13 protein-coding genes are annotated in these 13,643 nt (G+C 62.2%); 6 read left to right on the top strand and 7 right to left on the bottom strand.

Features of this window, described 5'->3' with window-relative positions; genetic code table 11:
- Positions 1-36: 36 nt before the first annotated feature.
- On the bottom strand, positions 37-717 hold the full coding sequence (gene aat / locus CW305_RS09650; protein ID WP_045665570.1) for a leucyl/phenylalanyl-tRNA--protein transferase: 681 nt from the start codon (positions 715-717) through the stop codon (positions 37-39).
- 51 nt (positions 718-768) lie between these two features.
- Entirely contained in the window at positions 769-1,716 is a 948-nt protein-coding gene (gene trxB / locus CW305_RS09645) for a thioredoxin-disulfide reductase (protein WP_041013688.1), read from the bottom strand.
- 161 nt (positions 1,717-1,877) lie between these two features.
- On the opposite strand from trxB, the gene ftsK reads away from it, so the two are divergent.
- From ftsK to cysG, 6 genes are all read left to right on the top strand, one after another.
- Positions 1,878-4,331 (top strand): DNA translocase FtsK, encoded by a 2,454-nt coding sequence (gene ftsK, locus CW305_RS09640; RefSeq protein WP_181063883.1) that lies wholly within the window; start codon positions 1,878-1,880, stop codon positions 4,329-4,331.
- A 17-nt stretch (positions 4,332-4,348) separates the two neighbouring features.
- Positions 4,349-4,975, top strand: a complete 627-nt coding sequence (gene lolA / locus CW305_RS09635) for an outer membrane lipoprotein periplasmic chaperone LolA (protein ID WP_014820083.1) — start codon at positions 4,349-4,351, stop codon at positions 4,973-4,975.
- Positions 4,976-5,045: 70 nt separating this feature from the next.
- Positions 5,046-6,371, top strand: coding sequence for a replication-associated recombination protein A (locus CW305_RS09630; RefSeq protein ID WP_104097764.1), 1,326 nt, complete (start codon positions 5,046-5,048; stop codon positions 6,369-6,371).
- Positions 6,368-6,742: a fluoride efflux transporter CrcB gene (gene crcB / locus CW305_RS09625; RefSeq protein WP_044313925.1), complete on the top strand. Its 375-nt coding sequence runs from the start codon at positions 6,368-6,370 to the stop codon at positions 6,740-6,742. Before CW305_RS09630 ends, crcB begins: the two co-directional genes overlap by 4 nt.
- A 72-nt stretch (positions 6,743-6,814) precedes the next feature.
- Positions 6,815-8,095 carry a serine--tRNA ligase gene (gene serS, locus CW305_RS09620; RefSeq protein ID WP_104097763.1) on the top strand — a complete coding sequence of 427 codons (1,281 nt, stop codon included), beginning with the start codon at positions 6,815-6,817 and terminating at the stop codon, positions 8,093-8,095.
- Positions 8,096-8,205: 110 nt separating this feature from the next.
- Positions 8,206-9,600: a siroheme synthase CysG gene (cysG, locus tag CW305_RS09615; RefSeq protein WP_104097762.1), complete on the top strand. Its 1,395-nt coding sequence runs from the start codon at positions 8,206-8,208 to the stop codon at positions 9,598-9,600.
- Between the two features lie 28 nt (positions 9,601-9,628).
- Here the strand turns inward: cysG and CW305_RS09610 are convergent, their stop codons facing one another.
- The 5 genes from CW305_RS09610 to CW305_RS09590 form a co-directional block, all read right to left on the bottom strand.
- On the bottom strand, positions 9,629-10,294 hold the full coding sequence (locus tag CW305_RS09610; RefSeq protein WP_104097761.1) for a response regulator transcription factor: 666 nt from the start codon (positions 10,292-10,294) through the stop codon (positions 9,629-9,631).
- A gap of 53 nt (positions 10,295-10,347) precedes the next feature.
- Complete coding sequence (locus CW305_RS09605) at positions 10,348-10,911, bottom strand: PQQ-dependent catabolism-associated CXXCW motif protein (RefSeq protein WP_014820089.1); 564 nt, start codon at positions 10,909-10,911, stop codon at positions 10,348-10,350.
- 103 nt (positions 10,912-11,014) lie between these two features.
- The gene (locus tag CW305_RS09600; protein ID WP_041013693.1) at positions 11,015-11,806 is read right to left on the bottom strand and encodes an ABC transporter permease; all 792 of its coding nucleotides are present in this window, start codon (positions 11,804-11,806) and stop codon (positions 11,015-11,017) included.
- On the bottom strand, positions 11,803-12,660 hold the full coding sequence (locus CW305_RS09595) for an ABC transporter ATP-binding protein (RefSeq protein ID WP_104097760.1): 858 nt from the start codon (positions 12,658-12,660) through the stop codon (positions 11,803-11,805). The genes CW305_RS09600 and CW305_RS09595 overlap by 4 nt, the downstream gene beginning before the upstream one ends.
- Positions 12,657-13,628, bottom strand: a complete 972-nt coding sequence (locus CW305_RS09590) for a YVTN family beta-propeller repeat protein (RefSeq protein WP_014820092.1) — start codon at positions 13,626-13,628, stop codon at positions 12,657-12,659. The genes CW305_RS09595 and CW305_RS09590 overlap by 4 nt, the downstream gene beginning before the upstream one ends.
- Between the last annotated feature and the right edge of the window lie 15 nt (positions 13,629-13,643).

Below are 13,643 nucleotides of genomic sequence, written 5' to 3'. Positions count from 1 at the left end.
TCATGAGCTGAGTGTAGGTCAGCTTGCGGTAGCCGACTAGGCGCGCCAGTCGGCTGCGCTGGGCTGATCCAGATGCTCGGCAAGTGCGGCGGCGAATTGCTCACGCGCAATGCTGCGGGCACCAAAGCTTTCCAGATGACGTGTCGGCATCTGGCAGTCAATCAGGACAAAACCCCAGTCACGCAGCTGTTCCACCAGTGTGACGAATCCAACCTTGGACGCATCGGTAGCGCGACTGAACATCGACTCGCCGAAAAATAGCTTACCGATTGCCAGTCCGTAGAGTCCGCCGACGAGATGCTGCTCCTGCCAGACTTCTACCGAATGCGCGACACCCATTTCGTGCAACTGAACATAGGCTTGCTGCATCGGTGTGGTGATCCAGGTTCCGTCCGAATAGCTACGAGGCCCGGCACAGCCTTGGATCACGTCGGTAAACGCTTGATCGAAGGTCACCTGAAATTCGCCCTGACGGATGCGCTTGCGCAGGCTGCGCGACACATGCAGTTCGTTCGGGAACAGCACAGTTCGCGGATCGGGAGACCACCACAGCAACGGTTGCCCATCCTGGTACCAGGGAAAGCAGCCGTGGCGATAGGCGGCCAGCAGGCGTTCATGGCTAAGGTCACCCCCAGCAGCCAAAAGGCCGTTGGGTTCTCGCAAAGCCGCTTCGAGAGGGGGGAAGCAGAGATCGTCGCGCTTTAGCCAGGTCAGCATGTCGCCACGCAAATGCAGGTAGGGAAGGGCGGGCCGAGGCCCGCCACTAGATCAGTTGTCGAGGTACTTTTCTGCGTCCAGAGCGGCCATGCAGCCGGCACCGGCCGAGGTGATCGCCTGGCGATAGACGTGATCAGCCACATCACCAGCAGCGAAGACGCCAGGGATGCTGGTGCAGGTGGCATCACCCTCGCCGCCACCTCTAATCTTCAGGTAGCCATCCTTCATTTCCAGCTGGCCCTGGAACAGGTCGGTGTTCGGCTTGTGGCCGATGGCGATGAATACGCCGGCGAGGTCCAGCTTGTTCTCTTCGCCGGTGAGAGTGCTCTTCAAGCGGACACCGGTCACGCCGCTGGCATCGCCGAGTACTTCCTCGAGGGTATGGTTCCAGTGCAGGCGGATGTTGCCGTTGGCCGCCTTGTCCATGATCTTGTCCTGCAGGATCTTCTCCGACCGCAGTTTGTCGCGGCGGTGGATCAGGTGGACTTCCTTGGCAATGTTGGACAGGTACAGCGCTTCCTCGACCGCAGTGTTGCCGCCGCCGATCACCGCGACGACCTGGTTGCGATAAAAGAAGCCGTCGCAGGTGGCGCAGGCCGATACACCACGGCCAGCGAACGCCTCTTCAGAGGGCAGGCCGAGGTATTGTGCCGAGGCACCGGTAGCGATGATCAATGCGTCGCAGGTATAGACGCCGCTGTCGCCGCGTAGGGTGAATGGGCGCTGCTGCAACTCTGCGGTATGGATGTGATCGAAGACGATCTCGGTGTCGAAGCGCTCGGCGTGCTTCTGCATGCGGACCATCAGGTCCGGGCCGGTCAGACCTTCGACATCGCCGGGCCAGTTGTCGACTTCGGTGGTGGTGGTCAGCTGACCGCCGGGCTGGATGCCGGTGATCATCAGTGGCTTCAGATTGGCGCGGGCAGCGTATACCGCAGCGGTATATCCGGCCGGGCCGGAGCCGAGGATGATCAGACGCGAATGCTTGACTTCACTCATAAAAAGCCCTCATAAGCCTTTGTTGCAAATAGAGAAGCGTGCTCCAGTCGAGCCGCGTCGGGAAATCGGGCGTTTATGCTACACCGAAGCATCGGCAAAAGCCCAAGCCGCCGCGGAACCTGCATGCCATCGAATCGACAAACCCGTACAATGCCGGGGTTCTGGCTGACTACGGTTCATCGCGCCGCAGGCGCAGGAAAGAAAGCGTTTTGAAGAATTCCTCATCTACCGCGCCGGCAACCGTCTGGCGACAACAATTGCACTATCGCCTCAAGGAAGGCGCGTTGATAGCGCTCGGTGCGCTCTGCGTCTACCTGTGGATGGCGTTGCTTACCTACGATCCGGGCGATCCTGGCTGGACCCACACCAGCAATGTCGATCAGGTCCGCAACGCTGCCGGCCGTGCCGGCGCCTGGTTTGCCGATGTTCTGTTCATGGCGCTGGGCTATTTCGCCTATTTGTTTCCCCTGCTGCTTGGCGTCAAGGCCTGGCAAGTGTTCCGCGCGCGCCATCAGCCCTGGGTGTGGAACGGCTGGCTGTTCTCCTGGCGCCTGATCGGTCTGGTGTTCCTGGTCCTGTCCGGGTCCGCGCTGGCCTATATCCATTTCCAGGCCGCTCCTGGCTTGCCCGCGTCTGCCGGCGGTGCGCTGGGAGAGAGCCTCGGTCAGTTGGCCGTTCTGTCCCTTAACGTACAGGGCAGCACCCTTGCGCTGTTGGCGTTTTTCCTGTTCGGCCTAACGGTGTTCACCGATCTGTCCTGGTTCAAAGTGATGGACATCACCGGCAAGATCACTCTCGACCTCATCGAGCTGATCCAGAGCTTCTTCAGTCGCTGGTGGAGCGCCCGCGCCGAGCGCAAGCAGATGGTCGCCCAGTTGCGAGAAGTCGACGATGTCGTGAGCGAGGTGGCTGCGCCGATGGTGCGCGACCGTCGTGAGCAGGCCAAGGTCAAGGAGCGCATCATCGAACGTGACGAGTCGCTGGCCAGGCACATGAGCGAGCGCGACAAGCGCGTGGCTCCGGTGATCGCTCCGCCTGCTCCTGCCAAAGCCGCCGAACCGAGCAAGCGCGTGCTGAAAGAAAAGCAGGCCAACCTGTTTGTCGATCCGCTGATCGAGGGCAGCCTGCCGCCGATCTCGATACTTGATGCTGCCGAGAAACAGCAGAAGCAATACTCGCCTGAGTCGTTGGAAGCGATGTCGCGGCTGCTGGAGATCAAGCTGAAGGAGTTCGGTGTAGAGGTCATCGTCGAGTCGGTACATCCAGGCCCGGTGATCACCCGCTTCGAAATCCAGCCGGCAGCCGGTGTGAAGGTAAGCCGTATCTCCAATCTGGCCAAAGACCTTGCGCGCTCACTGGCAGTGATCAGCGTGCGGGTGGTCGAAGTGATTCCGGGCAAGACCACTGTAGGCATCGAGATTCCCAACGAGGATCGTCAGATCGTGCGCTTCTCCGAGGTGCTGTCTTCGGCCCCCTACGACGACGCCAAATCACCGGTCACCCTGGCACTCGGCCATGATATCGGCGGTAAGCCGGTCATCGCCGACCTGGCGAAGATGCCGCACCTGCTAGTGGCTGGTACCACTGGTTCCGGTAAGTCGGTGGGCGTTAACGCGATGATTTTGTCGATCCTGTTCAAGTCCACGCCGGAAGAGGCGCGGTTGATCATGATCGATCCCAAGATGCTGGAACTGTCGATCTACGAAGGCATTCCGCACCTGCTTTGTCCCGTCGTCACGGACATGAAGGAGGCGGCCAACGCACTGCGCTGGAGCGTCGCCGAGATGGAGCGGCGCTACAAGCTGATGGCGGCCATGGGCGTGCGTAACCTCGCGGGCTTCAATCGCAAGGTCAAGGAAGCCGAAGAGGCTGGCACACCGCTTACCGATCCGCTGTTCCGTCGTGAGAGCATGGATGACCAGCCGCCGCCGCTGAAATCCCTGCCGACCATCGTCGTGGTGGTGGACGAGTTCGCCGACATGATGATGATCGTCGGCAAGAAGGTCGAAGAGCTGATCGCGCGTATCGCACAGAAGGCACGCGCGGCGGGTATTCACCTGATCCTTGCCACCCAGCGTCCATCGGTGGATGTGATTACCGGCCTGATCAAGGCCAACATTCCCACCCGAATGGCATTCCAGGTATCCAGCAAGATTGATTCGCGCACCATCCTCGACCAAGGTGGTGCCGAGCAGTTGCTGGGGCACGGTGACATGCTCTACCTGCCGCCGGGCACCGGCCTGCCGATTCGTGTCCATGGCGCGTTCGTTTCCGATGAGGAAGTGCACCGGGTGGTCGAGGCCTGGAAGGCCCGTGGCGCGCCTGACTACATTGAAGACATTCTTGCTGGCGCCGAAGAGGCGGGTAGCGGCTTCGATGGTAGCAGTGGCGAAGGCAGCGGAGAGGGCAGCGAAGAAGACCCGTTATACGACGAGGCGGTTCGCTTCGTCACTGAAAGCCGCCGTGCGTCGATTTCCGCCGTGCAGCGCAAACTCAAGATTGGCTATAACCGCGCCGCGCGGATGATCGAGGCCATGGAAATGGCTGGCGTGGTGACATCCATGAACACCAATGGTTCGCGCGAAGTCATCGCGCCGCCGCCTATGCGCGATTGAATCGCTTCGAGGGCTAAATGCAATTGATCCGTTTGCTGTGTGCATCTGTCCTGATGGTTGCCCTGGCCCCGGCACACGCCGACCAGGCTGCATCCACCAAACGACTGACTGATTTGCTGAACCAGGCTGAAACCCTGACCGGCCGCTTCTCGCAGCTGTCGCTCGACGGCAGCGGCACCCAGCTGCAGGAAACCTCCGGTGAACTGGCGCTCAAGCGCCCCGGGCAGTTCCGCTGGCACACCGATGCACCGATGGAGCAGCTGCTGGTCTCCAACGGCGAGAAGGTCTGGCTGTATGACCCCGACCTGGAGCAGGTCACCGTCCAGCAACTCGACCAGCGCTTGACGCATACCCCGGCGCTACTGCTCTCCGGTGACGTATCGACCATCAGCGAGAACTTCGAGGTTTCCCACAAGGAGGCCGGTGAGGTTGTGGATTTCACCCTCAAGCCCAAGGCCAAGGACACGTTGTTCGATAATCTGCGCCTGTCGTTCCGTAGCGGCGTGATCAACGACATGCAGCTGATCGACAGCGTCGGTCAGCGCACCAACATCCTCTTCATGGGCGTGAAGATGAATCAGCCGCTCAAGGCCGACACGTTCACCTTCGAGATTCCTGAGGGTGCCGACGTCATTTCCGAGTGACCCTCATCTGACATTCGTATCAGGCGGCCTGCGCAGCGGCTGGCCGCTGCAATCGAGGTAACCGTCCGCAATGGACCTGTTCAGCCGCGAGCCTGTCGCTCAACCCCTTGCCGCGCGTCTGCGTGCAGCCAGCCTCGACGAGTACGTCGGGCAGGAGCACCTGCTCGCGCGCGGTAAGCCGTTGCGTGAGGCGCTGGAACAGGGCGCGCTGCATTCCATGGTGTTCTGGGGGCCGCCCGGGGTTGGTAAGACCACTCTGGCGCGGCTCCTGGCAAAAGTCTCCGATGCCCATTTCGAGACGGTTTCCGCCGTGCTCGCCGGGGTCAAGGAGATTCGCCAGGCGGTCGAGATCGCCAAGCAGCAGGCCGCCCAGTACGGACGGCGCACCATCCTGTTCGTCGATGAAGTGCATCGTTTCAACAAATCCCAGCAGGACGCCTTCCTGCCTTACGTCGAAGACGGCACGCTGATCTTCATCGGTGCGACCACCGAGAATCCCTCCTTCGAACTCAACAACGCCTTGCTCTCGCGCGCCCGCGTCTACGTGCTGAAAAGTCTCGACGAAGCGGCGCTGCGTAAACTTGTCGCCCGTGCGCTGATTGATCCAAAAGGGCTGGGTGACTTGCATCTGGAGCTGCCGGAAGAGAGCTTCCAGATGCTGCTGGCTGCTGCCGATGGTGACGGTCGTCGGTTGCTCAACCTGCTGGAGAACGCATCGGACCTGGCCGAGGAGGGCGGTAGCATCAGCACCGACCTGCTGCAGGACCTGCTGGGTGATAGCCGACGCCGTTTCGACAAGGGCGGTGAGGCGTTCTACGACCAGATTTCGGCACTGCACAAGTCCGTGCGCGGCTCCAATCCCGACGCGGCACTGTACTGGTTCGCGCGTATGCTCGATGGTGGCTGCGACCCGCTGTACATCGCCCGGCGCGTCGTGCGCATGGCCAGCGAGGAGATCGGCAATGCCGACCCGCGCGCGCTACCGCTGTGTCTGAACGCCTGGGATGTGCAGGAGCGTCTGGGTAGCCCGGAAGGGGAGCTGGCCGTGGCGCAGGCGATCGTCTATCTCGCCTGCGCGCCGAAGAGCAACGCCGTCTACACGGCGTTCAAGGCGGCCATGCGTGATGCCGCCGAGAACGGCTCGCAGGAAGTGCCACTGCATTTGCGTAATGCACCGACCAAGCTGATGAAAGAACTCGGCTACGGCAACGAATACCGCTACGCCCACGACGAACCGGATGCCTATGCTGCAGGCGAGGATTATTTTCCCGAAGCGATGCAGCCGCGGCGTTACTACCATCCGGCCCCGCGCGGGCTGGAAAGCAAGATCCGCGACAAGCTCGAGCACCTTGCCCGGCTCGACCGCGAAAGCCCGAAACAACGGAGAAAGGAATGATCCGCATGGCCTTCGCCGTCGCCTGTGGCGGCGTGATCGGGACTCTGTTGCGCTTTGCCCTGGCTACCTGGGTCAGCAATCAATGGCCACGGCATTTCTATCTGGCCACGTTGGCCGTGAACCTGCTGGGGTGCCTGCTGATCGGCTATCTCTATGCAACCTTTCTCGCCCGACCGGACATTTCACCCGAGCTGCGTGGCGCACTGATCATCGGTTTTCTTGGCGCACTGACGACCTTCTCTAGCTTCTCACTTGACGCACTGCGGCTGCTTGAAAGCGGTCAGCTGGCGACTGCCTTCGCCTATGTCGGCGGCAGCGTGTTCGGTGGCCTGTTGGCGGCCTGGACCGGTCTGGCGCTCGCCAGGTTATGAACCGGCGCGCGTTCACAGTAAACTTCGCTCCCTCTTCGCCCTTCATCCAAGCTTTCACAGACGAGACCCACCATGCTTGATTCGAAACTGGTACGCACTCAGCTACAGGACGTGGCGGCCCGCCTGGCCACCCGTGGCTACCAGCTGGACGTGGCGCGCATCGAAGCGCTGGAAGCTCAGCGCAAGACCGTGCAGACCCGCACCGAACAACTTCAGGCCGAGCGCAACGCGCGCTCCAAATCCATCGGCCAGGCCAAGCAGCGCGGTGAGGACATCGCGCCGTTGCTCGCCGACGTGGATCGCATGGGCTCGGAGCTCGACTCCGGCAAGCAGGAGCTGGACCGCATCCAGAGCGAACTCGACCAGCTGATGCTGAGCATTCCCAACCTGCCGCACGAGTCGGTGCCGGTGGGTGCGGACGAGGATGAGAACGTCGAGGTTCGCCGCTGGGGGACGCCGAAGACTTTCGACTTCGACGTTCAGGATCACGTCGCCCTGGGCGAGCAGCATGGCTGGCTGGACTTCGAGACCGCGGCCAAGCTGTCCGGTGCGCGCTTCGCCCTGATGCGCGGCCCGATTGCCCGCCTGCATCGCGCCCTGGCGCAATTCATGATCGACCTGCACACCCGCGATCACGGCTATGAAGAGGCCTACACGCCGTATCTCGTACAGGCGCCGGCGCTTCAGGGTACCGGTCAGTTGCCGAAATTCGAGGAAGACCTGTTCAAGATCAGCCGTGAAGGCGAAGCGGACTTCTACCTGATTCCGACCGCCGAGGTATCGCTGACCAACATCGTGTCCGGCGAGATTCTCGATGCCAAGCAGCTGCCGCTGAAGTTCGTCGCCCACACGCCGTGTTTCCGCAGCGAGGCGGGTGCGTCGGGCCGCGATACCCGCGGCATGATCCGTCAGCACCAGTTCGACAAGGTCGAGATGGTGCAGATCGTCGAGCCGTCCAGGTCCTTCGAGGCGCTGGAAGAGCTGACCGGCAACGCCGAGAAGGTGCTGCAGTTGCTGGAGTTGCCTTACCGTGTGTTGTCGTTGTGCACCGGTGACATGGGTTTCGGCGCGACCAAGACCTACGACCTGGAAGTCTGGGTGCCGAGCCAGGACAAGTACCGCGAGATTTCTTCCTGCTCCAACTGTGGCGACTTCCAGGCGCGGCGCATGCAGGCGCGTTACCGCAATCTGGAAACCGGCAAGCCGGAGCTCGTGCACACCCTCAATGGCTCCGGCCTGGCGGTCGGTCGTACCCTGGTCGCCGTACTGGAGAATTACCAGCAGGCTGACGGAAGCGTTGTGGTGCCCGACGTACTGAAGCCATACATGGGTGGTATCGAAATCATCGGCTGAGGCTGCAGCAGCGGTTCGGCATCAGGCCGGATCCTTGATATTCGACAAGGGGCATCGCGGCCGTAATGGCTGTCATGCCCATACCACCAACGACCCTCCAGGATTCGCCCATGGAATACCTCCCGCTGTTCCACAACCTCAAAGGCCGCACGGTGTTGATCGTCGGGGGTGGCGAGATTGCGCTGCGCAAGGCTCGGCTGCTGAGCGAAGCTGGAGCAAGGCTGCGGGTGGTGGCGCCGAGCATCGAGGCGCAACTGGCCGAACTGGTAGAAGCGGGCGCTGGCGAATGCCTCGATCGCGGCTATGACCCGCAAGACCTGCAGGGCTGTGTGCTGGCCATCGCCGCCACCGATGACGAGCCGCTGAATGCCGCGGTTTCGCAGCATGCCAACGCGCTGGGTATGCCAGTCAACGTGGTCGACTCGCCGCAGCTGTGCAGCGTGATCTTTCCGGCGATCGTCGACCGCTCGCCGCTGGTGATTGCGGTTTCCAGTGGTGGCGATGCTCCGGTGCTGGCGCGGTTGATCCGCGCGCGTATCGAGACCTGGATTCCAGCGGCCTACGGGCAGCTGGCTGGGCTGGCCAAACAGTTCCGCGCTCAGGTCAAAGCCAAGTTCGCCAATGTTCAGCAGCGGCGGGTGTTCTGGGAGGAGACCTTTCAGGGGCCGATCGCCGAGCAGGCGCTGGCTGGGCGCAGTGCCGAAGCCGCGCGCCTGCTCTCCGAAAAGCTCGCTGGTGCTGCGCCGCGCGCGCTGGGTGAGGTCTATCTGGTAGGTGCCGGCCCAGGCGACCCTGACCTGCTGACCTTCCGCGCCCTGCGCCTGATGCAGCAGGCCGACGTGGTGCTCTACGATCGCCTGGTGGCGCCGGCGATCATCGATCTGTGCCGGCGCGATGCAGACCGCATCTACGTTGGCAAGCAGCGCTCGGAGCATGCAGTGCCGCAGGAGCAGATCAACCAGAAGCTGGTGACCCTGGCCAAGGAAGGCAAGCGCGTTCTGCGGCTCAAGGGTGGTGATCCGTTCATCTTCGGCCGCGGTGGCGAGGAGATCGAGGAGCTGGCAGCCAACGGTGTGCCGTTCCAGGTCGTGCCGGGTATCACTGCCGCCAGCGGCTGTGCAGCCTATGCCGGCATTCCGCTCACTCATCGCGATCATGCGCAGTCGGTGCGTTTTGTCACCGGACATCTGAAAGACGGCAGCTGCGATCTGCCCTGGGCGGAACTCGCCGCGCCGGCACAGACGCTGGTGTTCTACATGGGCCTGGTGGGTTTGCCGGTGATCTGCCAGCAACTGATAGCCCATGGACGTTCGGCGGATACGCCGGCGGCGCTGGTGCAGCAGGGCACCACCACCAATCAGCGTGTCTTCACAGGGACGCTGGAAACCCTCGCCCAGCGTATCGCCCAGGAGCAGGTCCAGGCTCCGACCCTGCTGATCGTCGGTGAAGTGGTTCAGCTACGCGAGAAACTGGCCTGGTTCGAAGGCGCCCAGGCGAGCGCCTAGCAGAAGATCGACGCTATCTGCGCCGTTTTCAGCGGCGCAGATAGGCGGTGAAGTCGATGTCCCCGGCAGAAAGGATCGCCTGTACACAGTTGTGCACGTTGAGCTTGCGCAGAATCGCCGAGACATGTGCCTTCACGGTAGTTTCGGCGATGTCGAGGTTGTAGGCGATCTGCTTGTTGGATTCACCCTTGGTCATGCGCTCCAGTACCAGTAGCTGCTTGCGGGTCAGCGCCTGCAACAGTTCCGGCGGGATCGATTGCTCGTTGTGATGGGAGTGGCGGCTGCTGGGCTTCTGGCTGCGGATGATGTCCGAAGGCAGGTAGACGTTGCCGTTGAGGATCTGCTCGATGGCGTCGGTCATCTGCGCACGCGGCGAGGATTTGGTGATAAAGCCTACGGCGCCGTAGGTAATGGCCTGCAGCACGATCTGCTTGTCCTGCTCGGCCGAGACGATCACCACCGGAATGGTCGGTGCTTCGTTGCGCAGATTGATCAGGCCGTTGAGGCCGTGCATGCCGGGCATGTTCAGGTCCAGCAGCACCAGATCGAGATCGTCGTGTTCCAGGGTCAGCGCCAGCGCGCTGTCGAGGTCGGCAGTTTCTAGGATTTCGCTGTCGGGGAAGCCGTCGCGGATGACGTTATGGATGGCTTCACGGAACAGCGGATGGTCGTCCGCAATCAGGATCTTGTACAAGGCCGGTCACCTCTTTGTTGTGATTATGGTGGGGGCATGCTGGTCAGGTGATGCTACTCATCGCCAGGCAGAGGCTCCGGAGTAGCAGGGTGCAAGGGCAGGCCCGCCTGTTCCCAACCGTCCACCCCATCGCGATACCAGTACAGTCGTTTGTAGCCCAGCGCATGGGCGCGCCTGGTGGCGTTCCAGCCGAGCCAGCAGTCAGACCGGCAGTAGAACACGATTGGCTGCTCGAGATTGCCCTGGCTGGCGCGGGCAAGATTTTCGCTGAGGTAGCTTGCCCATTCGGGTTGCAGATCTCCATCGCCGGTGTTCGCCAGCCAGATGCTGCCGGGCAGGTTTGCATGGGGTTCGCTGTCGATGAAACGGCCGGCGAGCCACTGGCTCCGATACACGTCCACCAGCACCACATCGGATTGTTCTTCCAGCAAAGCCTTTAACGCGGCCGTATCCAGCGTCTGTGCACCGTCGATGGAAGGCGGTGTCGGGCTGCGGTACTGCGTCTGGCGATAGCCGTCGGTGGAGAACAGGGCGAGCTGCTCTTCGGCCGCGGCAATCGTGGGCAGGCAGACCCCAGGCAGCGCGGCGATCAGCAAGGGCAGCAGCGACCTGAACATAGTCCGTATTCCATGGCGTTTCGATAGGTCGATTACAGAGCAAAGGGCCTGTCTTTTAAATCCTACGATGGAGGGGAAAACCGATACCAAAGTAGTAGATCGCTCAGGCTGAGCGGCGCAAGGCCGCATGTTGTGGGTTGAAACTGATTACTGCGAGAAGACTGAACAGCAGCGTCAGTCCGAGGCAAACCATCAGTGCGGTCGGTGCCAGGCGCAGATAAAGCGCATGACGAACCAACTCCACAGCGTGGGTGAAGGGGTTGAGGGCGCAGATCCAGTACAGCCACTCGCTCGCCTCACGCATCTTCCACAGCGGGTAGAGCGCCGACGAGAGAAAGAACATCGGAAAGATCACGAAATTCATCACGCCGGCAAAGTTCTCCAGCTGACGAATGCCGTTGGAGAGCAGCAAACCCAGGGCGCTGAGCAGCAGCGCCACCAGCAGCAGGGCGGGCAGGGCGGCGATCAGCCCAAGCGGTGGAGGCTGTACGCCGTAGAACCAGGCGATGGCGAGAAACGCATAGACCTGCAGCAAGGAGATCAACGCCGTGGCGACGAGCTTGCTGGCCAGCAGAAAGCTGCGCGGCAACGGGCTGGTCAGCAACACGCGCATGCTGCCCATCTCGCGGTCGTAGACCATCGAGAGTGAACCCTGCATGCCGTTGAACAGCAGGATCATGCAGGCCAGCCCCGGCACGATGTAGGTTTCGTAGGTAATGTAGGTGTCGTACGGCTCGATGATCGCGATGCCGAGCGCCGCCCGAAAGCCTGCGGCAAACACCACCAGCCAGAGTAGCGGCCGCACCAGCGCGCTGAAGAAGCGCGAACGCTGTTGCACGAAGCGCAGCCATTCGCGCAGAACGATGCCGCGCAGGCATTCCCAGTAGATGATCATGAACTTTTCCGCCTGGAATCGAGGGTCGCGCGCGTGCCGGGAGCAGCCCCAGGGTTGGAGGCCGGCGTCGCAGACGCCGCGTGCCCGGTTTCGACTGCTCGCGGCGTGCTGTCGAGCAGGGCGCTCTGGTGATCGAGGCCGCTGCCGGTCAGCCGTGCAAAGCTCGCGGCCAGGTCTTCGCCTTTGGTGGCCAGGGTTGCGGCACGCCCCTGAGCCACCAGGCGGCCGCGGTTGAGTATCAGCAGATCGTCGTCGTCTCGAACTTCATCGAGCAGGTGCGTGGTCCACAACACGCTCATACGCTGGTTCTGGCAGAGCATGCGGACATGCTCGTTGAGCGCCTGGCGGCTGGCGGGATCGAGACCGGCGCTGGCCTCATCGAGCAACAGCAGCTCAGGCCGATGCAGCAGGGCGCGGGCGATTTCGACACGGCGACGGTGACCGCCATTGAGTTCGCGCACCTTGCTGCGTCGCCGCTCGCCGAGCTGCTGGCGCTGCAGTTCCAGCTCGATACGTTCGTTCGCCACGGCCCGCGGCATACCATGCAGCGCGGCGTGGTAGCGCAGGTTCTGTTCGACCGTGAGGTCCAGGTCCAGTGTGCTCTGCTGGAACACCACGCCAAGGCGCGCAAGGGCCTTGCGCGGCGTTTCGCGCAGATCGAAGCCGGCGATACGGATCTGCCCCTGCTGCAGGTCGTACAGGCGGGTCAGCAGCGCAATCAGCGTCGATTTGCCGGCTCCGTTCGGACCAAGCAACGCCGTGAAACGCCCCTGCGCTGCGCTAAAGCTCACCCCATCCAGCGCCAGCCGCTCACCATAGGCGAAGGCGACGTCGCTGACCTCCAGTGAGTTCATGGGCTGACCACCACGCCCCAGGGATAGCGGCCGACCTTGATCGACTTGGTGACCTTGAGCTTGTCGACGTCGATCACCGAGACGTCGCCGCTGACACCGTTGGTGGTCAGCAGCAGGCTCTCGTCAGGGTTGAATGCCATGTGCCAGACACGGCGACCCACCAGCAGGTAGTCGAGCACCTCGTAGGTTTTGGCATCGACTACGGCGATGTGATTGGCCGGGCCGAGTGCAACGAAGGCGTACTTGCCGTCGGAGCTGAGTTTGATGCCCACCGGCTGGACCTTGTCCGGGTGCACGCCCTTGATCTTGAACGTCAGGGTCTTGAGGATCTCGCGCTTGTCCACGTCCACCACGCTGACCGTGCCGCCGATCTCGGCCGAGGCCCATAGCTGCTTGCTGTCCCTGGTGAACTCTACGTGGCGGGGGCGCTGGTCGACCAGGGTGTTGTCGACCAGTTCGTTGGTGCTGGTATCGATCCAGTGAAGCATGTTGGTGGTTTCGCTGGTGTTGACCGCCCACTTGCCATCCGGGCTCACCCCCATGCCCTCGGGCTCGACGCCGACGTCGATCTGCGCCAGCACTTCTTCCTTGTCGACGTCGACCACGGTCACCAGCGCGTCGTCCTCATTGGAGATGTACAGCCACTTGTTGTTCGGGTGCAGGGCGAACTGCTCGGGATCTGCTCCCGATGGCAGCTGCTTGATGATCTGCCGCGTGGCCAGGTCCATCACCTGCACGGTGTCCGAGTCGCTGGCGCAGATGTACAGCAGCTTGTTGTCATGGGAGAGCGTGAGGCCGCGCGGGCGCATGCCGACTTCCAGGGTCTCGACGGTTTCCATCGTGTCCAGGTTGATCACGCTGATGCTGTCGTCTTTCTCGTTGGAAACGTAGGCCGTGGCGGCGGCAGCTGAACCTGCGGCAAGGCTGAGGGCAATGGCGATGGCGGAGGCAAGGGCAGTTCTGGGCATGGTTGGGGTCTCTTG

It is taken from the genome of Stutzerimonas kunmingensis (assembly GCF_002929225.1).
Taxonomy (GTDB): Bacteria; Pseudomonadota; Gammaproteobacteria; order Pseudomonadales; family Pseudomonadaceae; genus Stutzerimonas.
This window is presented reverse-complemented; position numbering and strand designations above follow the sequence as displayed.

What these genes read in the sequence shown, in the direction of transcription:
- CW305_RS09630 (WP_104097764.1), top strand. Translation starts at nt 5,046, where the DNA reads ATGGACCTGTTCAGCCGCGAGCCTGTCGCTCAACCCCTTGCCGCGCGT.
- CW305_RS09605 (WP_014820089.1), bottom strand. Translation starts at nt 10,911, where the DNA reads ATGTTCAGGTCGCTGCTGCCCTTGCTGATCGCCGCGCTGCCTGGGGTC.
- aat (WP_045665570.1), bottom strand. Translation starts at nt 717, where the DNA reads ATGCTGACCTGGCTAAAGCGCGACGATCTCTGCTTCCCCCCTCTCGAA.
- cysG (WP_104097762.1), top strand. Translation starts at nt 8,206, where the DNA reads ATGGAATACCTCCCGCTGTTCCACAACCTCAAAGGCCGCACGGTGTTG.
- CW305_RS09595 (WP_104097760.1), bottom strand. Translation starts at nt 12,660, where the DNA reads ATGAACTCACTGGAGGTCAGCGACGTCGCCTTCGCCTATGGTGAGCGG.
- serS (WP_104097763.1), top strand. Translation starts at nt 6,815, where the DNA reads ATGCTTGATTCGAAACTGGTACGCACTCAGCTACAGGACGTGGCGGCC.
- CW305_RS09590 (WP_014820092.1), bottom strand. Translation starts at nt 13,628, where the DNA reads ATGCCCAGAACTGCCCTTGCCTCCGCCATCGCCATTGCCCTCAGCCTT.
- trxB (WP_041013688.1), bottom strand. Translation starts at nt 1,716, where the DNA reads ATGAGTGAAGTCAAGCATTCGCGTCTGATCATCCTCGGCTCCGGCCCG.
- CW305_RS09600 (WP_041013693.1), bottom strand. Translation starts at nt 11,806, where the DNA reads ATGATCATCTACTGGGAATGCCTGCGCGGCATCGTTCTGCGCGAATGG.
- crcB (WP_044313925.1), top strand. Translation starts at nt 6,368, where the DNA reads ATGATCCGCATGGCCTTCGCCGTCGCCTGTGGCGGCGTGATCGGGACT.
- lolA (WP_014820083.1), top strand. Translation starts at nt 4,349, where the DNA reads ATGCAATTGATCCGTTTGCTGTGTGCATCTGTCCTGATGGTTGCCCTG.